16 protein-coding genes are annotated in these 14,844 nt (G+C 49.1%); 5 read left to right on the top strand and 11 right to left on the bottom strand.

Annotated elements, in window-relative coordinates; all coding sequences use genetic code 11:
* Positions 1-82 precede the first annotated feature (82 nt).
* The 4 genes from AB3G37_RS18975 (at position 83) to tatA (ending at position 3,232) form a co-directional block, all read left to right on the top strand.
* Positions 83-979: an ABC transporter substrate-binding protein gene (locus tag AB3G37_RS18975; RefSeq protein ID WP_009636905.1), complete on the top strand. Its 897-nt coding sequence runs from the start codon at positions 83-85 to the stop codon at positions 977-979.
* Entirely contained in the window at positions 976-1,920 is a 945-nt protein-coding gene (locus tag AB3G37_RS18970) for an amino acid ABC transporter permease (protein WP_369788783.1), read from the top strand. The genes AB3G37_RS18975 and AB3G37_RS18970 overlap by 4 nt, the downstream gene beginning before the upstream one ends.
* Positions 1,917-2,702: an amino acid ABC transporter ATP-binding protein gene (locus AB3G37_RS18965; RefSeq protein WP_369788782.1), complete on the top strand. Its 786-nt coding sequence runs from the start codon at positions 1,917-1,919 to the stop codon at positions 2,700-2,702. The genes AB3G37_RS18970 and AB3G37_RS18965 overlap by 4 nt, the downstream gene beginning before the upstream one ends.
* Positions 2,703-3,034: 332 nt before the next feature.
* On the top strand, positions 3,035-3,232 hold the full coding sequence (tatA, locus tag AB3G37_RS18960) for a Sec-independent protein translocase subunit TatA (RefSeq protein ID WP_009636902.1): 198 nt from the start codon (positions 3,035-3,037) through the stop codon (positions 3,230-3,232).
* Positions 3,233-3,312: 80 nt separating this feature from the next.
* Here the strand turns inward: tatA and AB3G37_RS18955 are convergent, their stop codons facing one another.
* The 3 genes from AB3G37_RS18955 to lipA form a co-directional block, all read right to left on the bottom strand.
* Positions 3,313-3,744: a hypothetical protein gene (locus AB3G37_RS18955; protein ID WP_369788781.1), complete on the bottom strand. Its 432-nt coding sequence runs from the start codon at positions 3,742-3,744 to the stop codon at positions 3,313-3,315.
* Positions 3,722-4,111 (bottom strand): polymorphic toxin type 44 domain-containing protein, encoded by a 390-nt coding sequence (locus tag AB3G37_RS18950; RefSeq protein ID WP_369788780.1) that lies wholly within the window; start codon positions 4,109-4,111, stop codon positions 3,722-3,724. Before AB3G37_RS18950 ends, AB3G37_RS18955 begins: the two co-directional genes overlap by 23 nt.
* Before the next feature lie 216 nt (positions 4,112-4,327).
* Positions 4,328-5,293: a lipoyl synthase gene (gene lipA / locus AB3G37_RS18945; RefSeq protein ID WP_369788779.1), complete on the bottom strand. Its 966-nt coding sequence runs from the start codon at positions 5,291-5,293 to the stop codon at positions 4,328-4,330.
* A gap of 493 nt (positions 5,294-5,786) precedes the next feature.
* On the opposite strand from lipA, the gene AB3G37_RS18940 reads away from it, so the two are divergent.
* Complete coding sequence (locus tag AB3G37_RS18940; RefSeq protein ID WP_369788778.1) at positions 5,787-6,641, top strand: hypothetical protein; 855 nt, start codon at positions 5,787-5,789, stop codon at positions 6,639-6,641.
* An 87-nt stretch (positions 6,642-6,728) separates the two neighbouring features.
* On the opposite strand, the gene lipB is transcribed toward AB3G37_RS18940, so the two are convergent.
* The 8 genes from lipB to rsfS all read right to left on the bottom strand — a co-directional run bounded on the left by lipB (position 6,729) and on the right by rsfS (position 14,788).
* Entirely contained in the window at positions 6,729-7,421 is a 693-nt protein-coding gene (gene lipB, locus AB3G37_RS18935) for a lipoyl(octanoyl) transferase LipB (RefSeq protein WP_369788777.1), read from the bottom strand.
* A 71-nt stretch (positions 7,422-7,492) separates the two neighbouring features.
* Positions 7,493-7,756, bottom strand: a complete 264-nt coding sequence (gene ybeD, locus AB3G37_RS18930) for a DUF493 family protein YbeD (protein ID WP_009636895.1) — start codon at positions 7,754-7,756, stop codon at positions 7,493-7,495.
* 131 nt (positions 7,757-7,887) lie between these two features.
* Positions 7,888-9,099 carry a D-alanyl-D-alanine carboxypeptidase DacA gene (gene dacA, locus AB3G37_RS18925; protein WP_009636894.1) on the bottom strand — a complete coding sequence of 404 codons (1,212 nt, stop codon included), beginning with the start codon at positions 9,097-9,099 and terminating at the stop codon, positions 7,888-7,890.
* A gap of 664 nt (positions 9,100-9,763) precedes the next feature.
* Positions 9,764-10,921, bottom strand: a complete 1,158-nt coding sequence (rlpA, locus tag AB3G37_RS18920) for an endolytic peptidoglycan transglycosylase RlpA (RefSeq protein WP_369788776.1) — start codon at positions 10,919-10,921, stop codon at positions 9,764-9,766.
* A gap of 9 nt (positions 10,922-10,930) precedes the next feature.
* The gene (gene mrdB, locus AB3G37_RS18915) at positions 10,931-12,043 is read right to left on the bottom strand and encodes a peptidoglycan glycosyltransferase MrdB (RefSeq protein ID WP_369788775.1); all 1,113 of its coding nucleotides are present in this window, start codon (positions 12,041-12,043) and stop codon (positions 10,931-10,933) included.
* A 6-nt stretch (positions 12,044-12,049) separates the two neighbouring features.
* A complete protein-coding gene (gene mrdA / locus AB3G37_RS18910) occupies positions 12,050-13,954 on the bottom strand; it encodes a peptidoglycan DD-transpeptidase MrdA (protein WP_369788774.1) in 1,905 nt (634 codons plus the stop codon).
* A gap of 42 nt (positions 13,955-13,996) precedes the next feature.
* Positions 13,997-14,467: a 23S rRNA (pseudouridine(1915)-N(3))-methyltransferase RlmH gene (rlmH, locus tag AB3G37_RS18905; protein ID WP_009636890.1), complete on the bottom strand. Its 471-nt coding sequence runs from the start codon at positions 14,465-14,467 to the stop codon at positions 13,997-13,999.
* A gap of 3 nt (positions 14,468-14,470) precedes the next feature.
* Positions 14,471-14,788: a ribosome silencing factor gene (rsfS, locus tag AB3G37_RS18900; RefSeq protein WP_009636889.1), complete on the bottom strand. Its 318-nt coding sequence runs from the start codon at positions 14,786-14,788 to the stop codon at positions 14,471-14,473.
* Between the last annotated feature and the right edge of the window lie 56 nt (positions 14,789-14,844).

The raw sequence follows: 14,844 nt of genomic DNA, 5'->3' as shown, positions 1-14,844 counted from the left end.
TTTCATCACCATGGAAGGTGCAAAAAAATAAGAAATTCACATTCACAACACCAACGCTTGCTTTTACACAGAGGAAATTAAGATGATGGTAAAACAAATTCGTCGTGCCGCCGTTCTGTCTGCTGCATTGCTTTCCGTAAACGCGTTTGCTGCTGAAACCGTTGCTATTCCAGTTGTAAAAATGGACCCGGCCCTGCACGCCAAACTCCCTGCCGATATCCAGAAATCGGGCGTGCTGACTTCGGTCAATAATGGTTCGTTTCCTCCTTATGAAATCGTTACCGGTACAAACTCTTTGGACGGTGCCAGCGCCGACCTGGCAACGTCTATGGGCCAGCTGTTGGGCGTCAAGGTTGAACACGCCTCTGTAAGCGGCCTTTCCGGTATTCTGACCGGGATTTCTTCGGGGCGTTATCAGATGGGCATCGGTCCGATTGGCGATTACCCAGAGCGCCAGGCGAAAAACGACTTCGTTGATTTCGTTAAAGAATATGTGGCCTTCGCGGTACCCAACGGTAATCCGAAAAACATTCAATCTCTGGCCGATACCTGTGGCTTACGCATTGCCGTGATGGCTGCTGGCTCTGCCGAGAAAGTGATTAAACAGCAGTCTGAAGACTGTGTGAAAGCGGGAAAACCTGCCGTTACCGTGCAGTCATTTACTGACCAGCCAACCTCCATTTTAGCGGTTCGCTCCAAACGATCTGATGCTTTCTTCTCATCTCAAGCCCCTTTGACTTATTTCATCAAAGAGTCCAACGGCCAGCTAACACTGGCAGGCGCTGGCAAGTCTAACGGCTTCAATGACATTTTCCAGGGAACCGTAGTGCCTAAAGATTCCGAAATCGGCAAAGTTGTCCTGGCTGCCTATCAGGAACTCTTTACCAACGGCACTTATGCGATAATCATGAAAAAATGGGGTCTCGAGGGCAACATGCTGCCAGCACCGGGCATTAACCTGGGAAAACCAACTAAATGACCGAGAAAACTACCCCTGACCCACGACGTAATGTTGAGTTTGCACACGCGCCGCGTAATTACGGTCGTTGGGTAGCCTGGATTGTGGTGCTGATCATCGCCCTTGATGTGATTATCAGCGTCGCGCGCAATCCTAACTTTGAATGGCACGTTGTCTCGCAGTGGTTTACCGAGGCTTCGGTGATCCACGGGCTTGGCGTGACGCTCGGTCTTACTGTGATATCGATGCTGCTGGGTACTCTTTTGGGCCTGCTACTGGCGGTAGGGCGGTTGTCGCAAAGCATGCTGCTGCGTCGCCTGTCTGGCCTGTATGTCTGGTTCTTTCGCGGCACGCCGCTGCTGGTTCAGTTGTTATTCTGGTACAACATGTCGACGCTGTTTCCTCACGTGGCAATCGGTTTGCCGTTTATCGGGCCAACCTTCGCCAGCTGGAATACCAATGATCTGATCACGCCGTTAACCGCGGCAATTGCCGGTCTTGCGTTGAACGAAGCTGCTTATATGGCCGAGATTATCCGCGCCGGTTTGCTTTCCGTTGACAATGGCCAGGCTGAAACTGCACAGGCTTTCGGTATGAGCCGTGGCCGCGCGCTGCGCCGAATTATCATTCCTCAGGCAATGCGTTCGATTATTCCTCCGACTGGTAATCAGTTGATTAGCATGATTAAAGCGACGTCATTGGTGAGTGTTATCGCCATGGGTGATCTGCTTTACTCGGTACAAACTATTTATAATCGCACCTTTGAAGTGGTGCCGATGCTGATGGTTGCGGTGATTTGGTATCTGTTAATCACCTCGGTACTAAACGTCGGTCAGTCATTTATTGAACGCTTTTATTCTAAAGGCACTCGCCGAACCGTGGCGGCCAAGCGCCGTCAGCCAGGCGCAGCCCAGAAAGCGGTCGTCTCCCACCCAAATCTTGCTCAGAAGGAGGACTTATGAGTCAGAGCCCATCCGATGCGCAAAATTTGCTGGTTACTGCGCGTAATGTGCACAAAAGTTATGGCGATAATGAAGTACTAAAAGGCATCGATCTTGATGTGAAACAAAGTGAAGTCGTGGTAATACTCGGGCCATCTGGCTCAGGTAAATCGACCTTTTTACGCTGTATCAATCACTTGGAAGATATCGATCGCGGTACGATTATGGTCGGCGGGGAGCAAATCGGTTATGAATTGCACGGCGACCAGCTGCGTAAACTCTCCGAGCGCGGCATTGCTCGCCAGCGTCGCGATATCGGCATGGTTTTTCAGCAGTTTAACCTTTATCCGCACATGACCGTGTTGCAAAACATTGTCGAAGCGCCGATTGGCGTGCATAAGCAAAGCCGTCATGAGGCCGAGAGTTATGCGCGCGCCCTGCTGGAAAAAGTCGGGTTGAGTGATAAAGCCCATGCTTATCCTCGGCATCTTTCCGGCGGCCAACAGCAACGCGTGGCAATTGCCCGAGCGCTGGCGATCAAACCCAAACTGATGCTGTTCGATGAGCCAACTTCAGCGCTGGACCCTGAACTGGTAGGGGAAGTACTTGCTACCATGCGCAGCCTTGCCGATCAGGGCTTGACCATGATTGTCGTCACCCACGAAATAGGTTTTGCCCGTGAAGCAGCAGATCGCGTGGTATTTATGGACGGCGGTTTTGTAATTGAAGAGGGACCACCGGAAGAGGTGCTCTTAAATCCACAGCATCCACGTTTCCAGGCTTTTCTGAGCCGGTTTATCTAAATAGTTGAAAAAAATAAAGGTGTGGGAAGATGGATGAAGTTTTTTCATCTTTCCTCGTCTTTTATTGTTGTAAATGTGTTGGTTTCTGGTTAAAGGTAGCACTCAAGGTTTGTTTCAACCAAGGTCACGGGCGTATAATCCCCCCACTTTTTATGTCCCATGGCGCTTTGTAAAATAAAATAATTAAACAAAGAAATGCTTTAACGTGCGGCCCTACAGGCTCATAATGGCTGTATGGTTATAATCCGTACAGGGATGGAATTCAGGTCGCCATGCGCGGCAATTTTATTCTCCAGCTGTTTAAATCAGCAACCAGTGTAAAGAAGGTATTTATGGAAGGTTTGAGTATTACTAAACTGTTAGTTGTCGGCGTGCTGATTGTGCTGCTTTTTGGTACCAGCAAACTTCGTTCACTTGGCGGCGACCTTGGCGCAGCGCTGAGAGGCTTTAAAAAGGCCATGAATGACGATCCGGCTCCAGTAGCCAAAGCTGACGCGCAGGTTGAACAGCGTGTAGAGCATAAAGACTGATTCATTCTTGAATGAATTTGCTGAAAAAAAGCTGCTTTGATAAGCAGCTTTTTTTATGAGTTTGTGCCAATAGTTTTCAATTAATTTATTTTATAACTCACGGATGCGGTGATATTCTTCTGCGCGTAATTATATTTTACGTTGTGATTTAGGGTGAAAACCTTGCCACTGTAGTGAATGAGAACATTAAAATTATTGTCGGCTTCAATTTTATAAACTGTCCCGGTACCTTCCAGAATCAGAGTTTTACTATTTAATTGGCTAAGTATTGCTGAGTCATTGACCTTTAGATCTCCAGCCAGATAGTATCGATAAATAATGGGTAATGTGGCTCCGCCATGTGAGTTTTTAGTCATGTAAAGCCACATTTGGTCATTTATTTTATATCTTCTCTGAAGTTCTTCTTTAGCATAATTATTGGGATAACTAATTATTACCCAAGCGACGGTTAAGGGAAAAAGGAGCGACAAAGTTATTTTATATTTCCGCTTAATAGCCATTTTGTATTGCATACGCTATTCCATCTCTGATGTATCCTTGGTCGGTAGGATCGTCACCGAATGGCGGCTCGCTATACCATCTGCCCCATTCCGGGTTAGATGTGCCGGCTCGCTCTTGAGCAAAACCTGCGCCCATAAGGAGTATTTCACTCGGTATTCCTGCCGCCGTACCCGCTGCCCCGTAATTGAAATTGCCAAATTTATCCCAGTATGGATCGAACTGTTTATAATCCCAGGGGCCGCGATTCCTGACCTTTTGATAGAACCAATAATAGGTTTCAGCAGTGGCCATATCTCGTGAGTTTCCGTTTTCACGTGCTTCACGCATATTATTTTTTAAAACTTCCCCGTCAGGCCCTAATATTGGAGGATATGCCATTATAATTAGTATCCTTTCTAATTAATGGTGAGGGCGTTAGTGTATCAGTACTTTATTAATTTAACTGGCGTGAGTTCACATGATTAATATTGAGCTGGAAATGGGCTAGTGCAGTGAGTTAATGTAATTTGATTGTTTGGAATTATTGAAGTCTAAATGGAAAAGCTGCTTTGATAAGCAGCTTTTTTTATGCAGGCTCGATGATTAATTAACGAATCACTTAACTTCGATGCCTTTGGCCTGCAGGTCGGCGTGATAAGAGGAACGAACGAAAGGTCCGCAGGCGGCGTGGGTAAAGCCCATCGCCAGCGCTTCTTCTTTCATATATTCAAACTCATCAGGACTGACGTAACGCTGAACCGGCAGGTGGTGACGGCTAGGCTGCAGGTATTGTCCTAGCGTTAGCATGGTCACACCGTGACGACGCAGGTCACGCATAACCTCAAGAATTTCTTCATTAGTTTCGCCCAGACCCACCATTAAACCTGACTTGGTCGGTACTTCAGGATGCGCTTCTTTGAAACGTTCAAGCAGCTTCAGTGACCACTCATAGTTGGCACCGGGACGAACCTGGCGATAAACACGCGGCACGTTTTCGAGATTATGGTTGAACACGTCTGGCGGAGTTTCGTTAAGAATTTCCAGAGCGCGATCCATACGTCCACGGAAGTCGGGAACCAGCGTTTCAATCTTGATGGTCGGATTCTTCTCGCGGATAGCACTGATACAGTCGGCAAAGTGCTGAGCACCGCCGTCGCGCAGGTCGTCGCGGTCAACCGAGGTGATAACCACGTAGCGCAGGCCCATATCGGCAATGGTTTGCGCCAGTTTGCCAGGTTCATTGGTGTCAGGGGCGATAGGGCGGCCATGGGCAACGTCACAGAATGGGCAACGGCGAGTACAGATAGCGCCGAGGATCATAAAGGTTGCGGTACCGTGGTTAAAGCATTCTGAAAGGTTAGGGCACGCGGCCTCTTCACAAACGGAGTGCAGACCATTCTTGCGCAATGCCGCTTTAATGCCCTGAATACGAGAGGAGTCGGCAGGAAGTTTAATTTTCAGCCAGGCCGGTTTGCGAAGCATTTCCTGCCGGTCTGTGACCACGGTTTTCACCGGGATTAACGCCATCTTATCAGCATCGCGGTATTTGACGCCGCGTTCCATTTGGATCGGTTTACTCATAATCTTGCAGTTTCCAGTTTCGTCTCTCGCAGGCGAGATTTTTTATGACATTCAATGAACTAGCTGCTTCATTAAAAAATTGCTAGAAATTATATCATTGAAGCGGGGCTGCATTCAGCCCTCTCACGAAGATAAAGCGCGAAATTATGTTATTTATTTGTTGAAAAATTATTAATTTTATAAATTTACTTATAATTCATGAGGTTATTTTAAGGTTACGATTGCGAAATCGGCGAGTATTTTCTCCGTACTCGGGCCGCTTAAAACGCTGACGTTGGGCTGAGTCGGCGCAACGAGAGGCAAAAGAGTGAGAGTAGGGGCGTAGGCAGAGCCGTTTAGCGTCCCACTTATACCAATAGCTACGCCACCGACAGCAAAGCTGCCCTAAAAACGGTAAGCCTATGCTGTAAGTGGTGTTTTTCCACTTATTTTATAGTCGATAGCGCTGCAATAATGGGGTAAGTAATCCTCTTATAGAAACCGTGAGTTCATCATGTATAAAAATAAATCAATGCCATCAGCGAGCACATCTGCACAAGCTAAACCGATAAAATTGTTTTATGGTATGGAAGCAGCCAGGGGAGATTATGAACATAAATATAAAAATCAGCACGGAAACCTTAATAATCTCAGATGGATTAGAATAGATAATTTAAATGCTAGTTTGGGCTTGTCACCAGATAAACTTATGACAACCAACATAATCGATGATTTAAAAAAAGGTATTAATGTTGGAGCGATAAATGCTACCGATCTTATGCAAGAATACCGATGGCTCACCCTAGTAGAAGCTACAGATCTTTTAAAGAGTTGGTCTAGCTTTCTTAAAAAGAATTATGATTATTTAAGTTTTTCTCGTATGGACAAAACTGTGTTAGATTTTTTAGGGAAAAATACTGATTCTACTAATATGGGAATTAATGGTTTAAATACAAATAACTATGAAATGATTTTCGATAATTTAAAAACAGCATTCAAAAGCAGCAATAAATATGGACACAAAGTAATGCGCAAGCTGATATACGATCACCAACACATAAGACGGAGATCTGTAGATCATGTAACAAATGCATTTATAAATGCATTTTTTAGAAAAACCTCTAAATTGGGACTTGATTGGGCTAATAGTAATAGTTCTAAACTCTCAGGCGTGAGTTTTATGAACTATTATGTCAACCAAAGAGGCTATTCTGATATTATGCGGGATGCGCAAATAAAACGTGAAAGGTACACAAATAGTAATATTCAGGCTTTTAATCAATCTGATGAAATTTACCCCATAACCTTTTCCGAGATTAGGCATGCTATGAGGAAAAAATATAAATATGATAGTGTCGACCATTTATAATGAAGTTTATATTTTCGCTATTTAATATTGTGCGAATAAATACCCAACTACGTAATTAAAAATTATATAGTTGGATATTAAACGGTTTTACTCAGTCGCATTTTCTGTCGGTAATCCGAACGAATAATCTACCTGGTGATAACCCAGCTGCTTGTTAAATGCTTTAACTAATACTGGCATCACCTCATCCAGCGTAAGCCCTGGTTTTTCTAGGCTCGCCTGCGTCATTTGCAGTCCGGCATAGCCACAGGGATTAATGCGCTGGAAAGGTTCTAAGTCCATATCAATATTCAGAGCCAGCCCGTGCAACGAGCAACCTTTACGGATGCGTAAACCCAGCGAGCAGATTTTTTTACCGTCGACGTAAACGCCTGGCGCATCGGCTTTCGGGTAAGCATCGATGTTGAAATGGGCCAGGGTATCGACCACGGTTTGTTCAATGGCGGTGACCAACTGACGTACGCCGATTTTTCTGCGTTTGATATCAATCATCACGTACATGACCTGCTGACCTGGCCCGTGATAGGTGACCTGGCCGCCACGATCGCTTTGCACAACCGGAATATCGCCGGGGAAAAGCACGTGTTCTGCTTTACCGGCCTGACCCTGAGTAAAAACTTTTGGGTGCTCAACCAGCCAGATTTCATCCTGGGTTTCGGGAGTACGGCGATCGGTAAAGACGTGCATGGCATGCGAAACGGGTTCATAAGATTGCAGGCCAAGCTGGCGGAGGGTAATACGTTGTTGCAGTTTTTCTCGTTGCACGGCAGTCATCGTCATTCTGAGAATAGGGCAATATAAAGAAAATCAGCGTAACGCGATGCGCTACGCTGACTCATGTTCTCTAATCTTTAGAGAACCATACGTACAATTTCAATGTTTCCCAGCTCATCATACAGGGTTTCTACCTGATCGATATGCGTTGCCGTGATGGTAATTGAAACTGAATGGTAGTTGCCTTTGCTGCTTGGCTTCACCTGCGGGTTGTAATCGCCAGGCGCGTGACGTTGCACGACTTCCACAACCTGGTCAACCAACTCGGGCTGCGCCAGACCCATCACTTTATAAGTGAATGAGCAGGGGAATTCGAGCAGTTCGTTAAGTTTGGTTTTCATGTGCACTCCCGCGTAGTTACTGCTATTAAAATGTATAAATCACAACTCCCGACAAAGCGGGAGTTGTGAGTAGAATTATATACTATTCATGTGGGGTTAAAGCGCACATTTTCAACCCCATTAGCAGGGTTTTAGCCAAACCAATGATGGAACATCAGTTTAATATAATCCACGATGCGGCTGACGAAGCCACCTTCTTTGACTTCGTTCAACACTACCAGCGGGCGTTGGTCGATAGTTTTGCCATCAAGCTGGAAGTTAATCGAGCCAACTACCTGATTCTTCAACAATGGTGCATGCAGCTCAGTGTTATTAAGCACATAGCTGGCTTTCAGATCTTTCATCCGACCGCGTGGGATAGTCAGGTAAGCGTCTTTATCTACGCCCAACTCTACGCGATCGGTATTGCCAAACCAGACTGGCTCGGAAGCGAAATCTTTCCCGGCTTTCAGCGGTGCAACAGTTTCAAAGAAGCGGAAGCCCCAAGTCAGCAGTTTTTTACTCTCGACTTCACGACCTTTGTAGGTGTGACCCCCCATTACTGCAGAGATCAAACGCATCTGACCTTCAGTGGCAGAGGCAACCAGGTTATAACCGGCAGATTCAGTGTGACCGGTTTTAATACCGTCAACTTGCAGGCTGGAATCCCACAGCAGACCGTTGCGGTTCATCTGGCGGATATTGTTGAAAGTAAACTCTTTCTCTTTATAGGTTGCATACTCTTCAGGCACGTCGCGGATCAGCGCCTGGCCAATCAACGCCATGTCGCGCGCCGAGCTGTATTGACCTTCTGCGTCAAGGCCGTGAACGGTGCCAAAATGAGTGTTTTTCAGACCCAACGCATTCACGTAGTTGTTCATCAGGCCAACAAAGGCGTCTTGGCTGCCCGCGACATAATCGGCCATCGCGACACAGGCATCATTGCCTGATTGCAGAATAATGCCGCGGTTAAGCTCGGAAACCGGTACGCGATCGCCAGGCTTGAGGAACATCAGAGATGAGCCTTTGAACACCGGATTGCCAGTCGCCCAGGCGTCTTTACCTACGGTAACCACGTCACTGGGAGTGATTTTTCCTGATTTAATGGCTTGCCCGATGACATAGCTGGTCATCATCTTGGTCAGGCTGGCAGGATCGCGACGGGCATCGGCGTTCATTTCGGCAAGAACTTTGCCTGAGTTGTAGTCAATCAGAACGTAGGCTTCGGCATCGATTTGCGGAACGCCAGGGATCATCGTCTTCAGATTAATATCGTCAGCAAAGGCGGCAGACGCTGAGCTTAGAGAAATGACGGTGCCAAGCGCAATGCCCTTGACTAAACGAGAAGGAGTAGCAAGTTTCATGATTGAGACAACAACATCCGTAGGGTAAATTAAAAACGTGCCACACTATAGCAGAACAGACACAATCAGACATCTGGCAATACGTGGGGTTGCGGTAATTTACTGAATTTTACAACCGGTTACCCACTTCGTTCTTGGCACCGTGACTGCGTTGGCTGCGCGAATTTTGCCGAATCACTTACCTGTGTAAGCTCATCGGATAAATCCGCTGGCCGCCTTGCCACGGCACCAATAACGTTGTGGGCTTTATGTTCTTGGCACCGTGACTGCGTTGGCTGTTCGAATTTAGCCGAATCACTTACCTGTGTAAGCTCATCGGATAAATCCGCTGGCCGCCTTGCCACAGCACCAATAACTTTGTGGGCTTTATGTTCTTGGCACCGTGACTGTGTTGGCTGCGCGAATTTAGCCGAATCACTTACCTGTGTAAGCTCATCGGATAAACCCGCTGGCCACCTGGCCACAGCACCAATAACTTTGTGGGCTTTATGTTCTTGGCACCGTGACTGCGTTGGCTGTTCGAATTTATCCGAATCACTTACCTGTGTAAGCTCATCGGATAAACCCGCTGGCCGCCTTGCCACAGCACCAATAACTTTGTGGGCTGCACCCAACTTTTATGAGGGCTGTTGTTTTTGGCGCTAAAGTCCCGCTACTTTCTTTTTTACATCGCCGAAGCTGAAACTACAAACGACTGCTGCTGGGCTTCGCTCGACAGGCGCTGCTGGAACTGGGCGGCCTGCTGGCGAGTAAACGGCCCTAACTGTACGCGATAGGTGCTGCCGTTAGGCTGTACTTTTCCCGGCACGCCAAAACGTTTGCTCAGGCTTTTCTGCCACAGCTCTGCATTTTGCGGATTGCTCAACGCGCCTACCTGTACCATGTAATTACCGCCGGAAACCGGCGCAGACTGGCGAGTCGCGGGGCGAGTCACCGCGGGTGCTGCAACTACCGGAGCCGCGGCTGCAACAGCCGTGGAGGAAGAGCCCGAATCTGCTGCAGAATCATCGGCAACCGCAGCCGGTTCGCTACTTTCCAGCACACCTGATGGCAACGGTTTCGGCGCTCCCAGGAAGCTGCTACCGCCGGTTGCAGCGGTGGTACCTTGCGCGCTGTCGCCACCGGATGAATCATCTTGTGTATTCAGCGTACTGTTATCGATCGGGCGAACAGCCGCACCGATAGCCGGAGGAGCTGACTGCGTCGGCGTGCCTAAACCTGTTGCACCCAGACTCGGACGAGCGGGCAGGGCATAGGTTTGTTTGGCAACAGTCGTCCCGATGGTGCCGGGGCCAGACATCGTGCCGTCAGGCGCGACGTTGATAATGTCGAGTTTGACGCGGGTGCTGTTGGTCAGATTCAATCGCTCAAATGCTGCCTGTGACAAGTCAATGATTTTGCCGGGAGTGAACGGGCCGCGATCGTTGATGCGCACGACAAGCATACGGCCATTGGCCATGTTGGTAACGCGCACGTAGCTCGGGATTGGCAGCGTCGGGTGTGCCGCGGTCATTGCCGATGGGTCAAACTCTTCGCCGCTGGCTGTAACATTGCTGCCGGCTTCGTTGCCATACCAGGTTGCGGTGCCGGTCTGGGTAAAGCGCGAAGCATCCTTGATGATTTTGTAGCTGTTACCGTTGGCGCTGTAATCGTTGTTGGCATTCGCGTTCAACGGTTCATAGACGGGATCGGCACCGCCAATCTCAACTACCGGACCGTTGTAGGCGGGCTCTGGTGCGGCCTGCTGCGGTTGGTTGTCTGGAGAACTACAGGCACTCAATAACAGCCCGGCGATAATCGCCCCTACCCACTCCTTGCGCATTGCTCACCCCTATAGATTTTTTGATAACATTTTTCGATGAGTATGTATCGACATGACGATACCAAACCCAGCCATTAGCACGATTAGCGCTGACCCACCATAACTTACCAAAGGCAAAGGCACCCCGACTACCGGCACTATACCACTCACCATGCCTATGTTAACGAAGACATAAACAAAGAATATCAGCATCAACCCTCCCGACATCACTCGGCCGAAAGTCGTTTGTGCTTTGGCGGCGATCACCAGACCACGAGTGATCAGGCCCAGATAGAGCGCCAGCAGCACCAGTACGCCTTGCAGGCCTAGCTCCTCGGCCAATACGGCGAAGATAAAGTCGGTGTGGCGTTCGGGCAGGAACTCAAGCTGGGACTGAGTACCGTGCAGCCAACCTTTACCGGAAAAACCGCCTGAACCGATGGCAATTTTTGACTGAATAATATGATAACCGGCTCCGAGCGGGTCACTTTCCGGGTTGAGCAGCATCATCACGCGGTCTCGCTGATAGTCGTGCATCAGGAAGAACCATAGAATCGGAATAAAGGCGGCAACCAATACCGCAGCACAGGCAATCAGTTTCCAGCTCATGCCGGACAGGAACAGCACGAAAATACCGGATGCGGCAATCAGTATCGCCGTACCGAGGTCAGGCTGTGCGGCAACCAGCAGCGTCGGAACAAACACCAGCACCAGCGCGATTGCGGTATTTTTTAACGACGGCGGGCAGATATCACGGTTGATAAAGCGCGCCACCATCAGCGGAACGGCGATTTTAGCCAGCTCCGAGGGCTGGAAACGCACGAAGCCAAGATCCAGCCAGCGCTGTGCGCCTTTACTGACCTGTCCAAAGACATCAACCAATACCAACAGGAAGATGCAAAAAATATACAGGTACGGCGCCCAGCTTTCATAAACCCGAGGCGGAACCTGCGCCATAACCAGCATGATCACCAGACCCCCGGCAATCTGGGCAAGTTTGCGTTCCATCATGCCGACGTCCTGACCGCTGGCGCTCCAGATAACGAAAGCGCTATAGGCCAGCAAGGCCAGTACAATCAACAGCATAGTAATGTCGATGTGCATCTTGTGCCACAGCGACCCTTGTTTTTGGCTTTCAGTCATTCTACGTTAATCACCTTCGATGCCGGGCGGAGCAGGAGCTTCGGCCGGTAATGTCGTCGTATTATCGCCCAATAGGATATGGTCGAGGATCTGCCGGGTAATCGTGCCCACTGCTGGTCCGATACCGCCGTTTTCCAACACTACGTTAACGGCAACGGTAGGGTTGTTATACGGCGCAAAAGCGTTCATCAGCTTGTGGTCACGCAGATGCTCTGCGATTTTATGTGCGTTATAGGTCTCATTGGCTTTCAGGCCATAAACCTGTGCTGTACCGGATTTCGCCGCCGCTTTGTATGGCGCATCCATAAAGTATTTGCGTGCCGTGCCGTTTGAACGGTTTGCCACCCCGAACATGCCGTCTTTGGCCAGTTCCCAGTAACCGGAGTGAATATCACCAATCTGTTTCACTTCCTGCTGTTGGTAAGGCACTTTCGTCGCGCCATCCTGGGTACTGAGCAACAGGTGCGGCGTTTTAACGTTACCGTCGTTGATAAGCGTAGTCAGCGCTTTGTTATTCTGAATTGGCGTGGCGGTCCAGTAACCCTGACCGATGCCCACCGGGATGGTATCGCCTTGATACCAAGGCTTTTTAAAGCGTTTCAGTTTCCATTCGCGAGTCGGCATATTGCCGTTGCGCTCTTCTGAAAGATCGATACCGGTGTATTCGCCGTAACCAAACTTACTCATCCACTCCGACAGGCGATCAATCCCCATGTCGTAGGCCACCTGATAAAAGAAGGTGTCAGCAGACTCTTCCAACGCTTTGGTGACGTTTAATCTGCCGTGGCCCCAGTGTTTCCAGTCACGATAGCGTTTGTCCGAGCCGGGAAGTTGCCACCATCCGGGGTCAAACAGCGAAGTATTTTTGTTGATAACCCCTGCTGTGAGCGACGACACGGCGATGTACGGCTTGACCGTCGAGGCCGGAGGATAAAGCCCCTGGGTCGCCCGGTTAATAAGCGGACGATCCGGGTCGTTCAGCAACGTGTTGTATTCCTTGCTGGAAATGCCGTCAACAAACAGGTTCGGATCATAACTCGGGTTAGATACCAGTGCGCGAATGCTGGCATCTCGCGGATCGGTCACCACTACCGCCGCGCGGCTGCCACTGAGTAGCTGCTCGATATACATCTGCAGCGGCAGGTCCAGCGTTAACGTAATGTCTTTGCCGGCCTGCGGTGGCGCTTCGTGTAGCTGCCGGATCACTCGGCCGCGATTGTTGACTTCAACCTCGGCATAGCCGGTTTTACCGTGCAGCGTGCTTTCGTAATAGCGTTCTATGCCGAGCTTGCCGATGTCATGCGTGGCGGCGTAGTTAGCAAGAATACCGTCTTTGTCCAGCCTTTCAACGTCGCGATCGTTAATTTTTGAAACATAACCAATCACATGTGTCAGGGCAGAACCATAGGGATAGTAACGGCGCTGATAGCCTTTGACTTCAACGCCGGGGAATTTGAATTGATTGACGGCGAAACGCGCCACTTGCACCTCGTTCAAACCGACCTTAACCGGGATCGAAGTGAAGCGCCGAGCGCGCTTGCGTTCTTTATAAAAGTTATCAATATCTTCAGAGGTGAGATCGACAATCGCCGTCAACGCAATCAGCGTATTTCTGATGTCATCGACCTTTTCCGGCATCATCTCAAGTTGGTAGATGGTGCGGTTTAACGCCAGCGGTGTGCCGTTTCTGTCGTAGATAATGCCACGGCTGGGAGCAATGGGAACCAGCTTGATGCGATTATCGTTGGATCGCGTTTGATAATCCTCAAAACGCACCACCTGGATAGTGTACAGATTGTAAATCAGTATGCTACTAAGTAGCAGAATGCCAAAAAGCGCCACCAGTGCACGGCGCACAAACAGGGCTGACTCAGCCGTATAGTCGCGAAAAGGGTTACGATCTATTTTCATCCCACTACTTAATTTACTGTGCTGCTGATATTGACCAACCGCTTACTCGCGGTGATACGGATGATTAGTGGTAATACTCCAGGCACGATAAAGGCTTTCGGCTACCAGAACCCGAACCAGCGGGTGTGGCAGCGTGAGCGGAGACAGCGACCAGCTCTGTACCGCAGCCTCTTTACATGCCGGTGCCAGCCCTTCAGGACCGCCAATCAGCAAACTGACATCTCTGCCATCCTGCTTCCAGCGCTCAAGCTGTTGGGCCAACTGTGGCGTTTCCCAGGGCGTCCCGGGAATATCCAGCGTAACGATCCGATTGCCTTTTCCAACCACAGACAGCATCTGCTCGCCTTCTTTTTCAAGAATGCGTTTGATATCAGCGTTTTTCCCGCGTTTACCCGCGGGCACTTCAATCAGCTCAAACGGCATGTCTTTTGGGAAACGACGAAGATAATCGGTGAAGCCAGTCTGCACCCAATCGGGCATTTTCGTACCTACGGCGACGAGTTGCAGCTTCACAAATTAACCCCAAAGCTTCTCAAGTTCGTACAGCACGCGGCTTTCTTCTTGCATGACGTGAACGATCACTTCACCCAGGTCAACGACAACCCAGTCAGCTTCGTTAATACCTTTGATACCGTGCGCATCAAGGCCCGCGGCCTTTGCTTCTTCAACCAGGTGCCCGGCAATAGAAACAACGTGGCGGCTTGAAGTACCGGTACAAATCACCATGCAGTCAGTGATGCTTGATTTGCCAGCCACATCGATAGTTACGATGTCCTGGGCTTTTAGGTCATCAACTTTGTCGATGACGAATTCTTGGAGCGCTTTACCTTGCAAAGATTCCCCCTGGGGATATTGAGTAGTTCTGGAACCGAAAATGAAGCGGCGGAGTA

Origin of the sequence: Rouxiella sp. WC2420 (genome assembly GCF_041200025.1) — a bacterium.
In the GTDB taxonomy this organism is placed as follows: domain Bacteria; phylum Pseudomonadota; class Gammaproteobacteria; order Enterobacterales; family Enterobacteriaceae; genus Rouxiella.
The sequence above is the reverse complement of the archived record's forward strand: the minus strand, read 5'-3'. Positions and strand labels throughout refer to the sequence as shown.

Excerpts from the sequence above, each read along its gene's own strand:
- AB3G37_RS18975 (WP_009636905.1), top strand. The coding sequence starts at position 83 with ATGATGGTAAAACAAATTCGTCGTGCCGCCGTTCTGTCTGCTGCATTG.
- AB3G37_RS18970 (WP_369788783.1), top strand. The coding sequence starts at position 976 with ATGACCGAGAAAACTACCCCTGACCCACGACGTAATGTTGAGTTTGCA.
- AB3G37_RS18965 (WP_369788782.1), top strand. The coding sequence starts at position 1,917 with ATGAGTCAGAGCCCATCCGATGCGCAAAATTTGCTGGTTACTGCGCGT.
- tatA (WP_009636902.1), top strand. The coding sequence starts at position 3,035 with ATGGAAGGTTTGAGTATTACTAAACTGTTAGTTGTCGGCGTGCTGATT.
- AB3G37_RS18955 (WP_369788781.1), bottom strand. The coding sequence starts at position 3,744 with ATGCAATACAAAATGGCTATTAAGCGGAAATATAAAATAACTTTGTCG.
- AB3G37_RS18950 (WP_369788780.1), bottom strand. The coding sequence starts at position 4,111 with ATGGCATATCCTCCAATATTAGGGCCTGACGGGGAAGTTTTAAAAAAT.
- lipA (WP_369788779.1), bottom strand. The coding sequence starts at position 5,293 with ATGAGTAAACCGATCCAAATGGAACGCGGCGTCAAATACCGCGATGCT.
- AB3G37_RS18940 (WP_369788778.1), top strand. The coding sequence starts at position 5,787 with ATGTATAAAAATAAATCAATGCCATCAGCGAGCACATCTGCACAAGCT.
- lipB (WP_369788777.1), bottom strand. The coding sequence starts at position 7,421 with ATGACGATGACTGCCGTGCAACGAGAAAAACTGCAACAACGTATTACC.
- ybeD (WP_009636895.1), bottom strand. The coding sequence starts at position 7,756 with ATGAAAACCAAACTTAACGAACTGCTCGAATTCCCCTGCTCATTCACT.
- dacA (WP_009636894.1), bottom strand. The coding sequence starts at position 9,099 with ATGAAACTTGCTACTCCTTCTCGTTTAGTCAAGGGCATTGCGCTTGGC.
- rlpA (WP_369788776.1), bottom strand. The coding sequence starts at position 10,921 with ATGCGCAAGGAGTGGGTAGGGGCGATTATCGCCGGGCTGTTATTGAGT.
- mrdB (WP_369788775.1), bottom strand. The coding sequence starts at position 12,043 with ATGACTGAAAGCCAAAAACAAGGGTCGCTGTGGCACAAGATGCACATC.
- mrdA (WP_369788774.1), bottom strand. The coding sequence starts at position 13,954 with ATGAAAATAGATCGTAACCCTTTTCGCGACTATACGGCTGAGTCAGCC.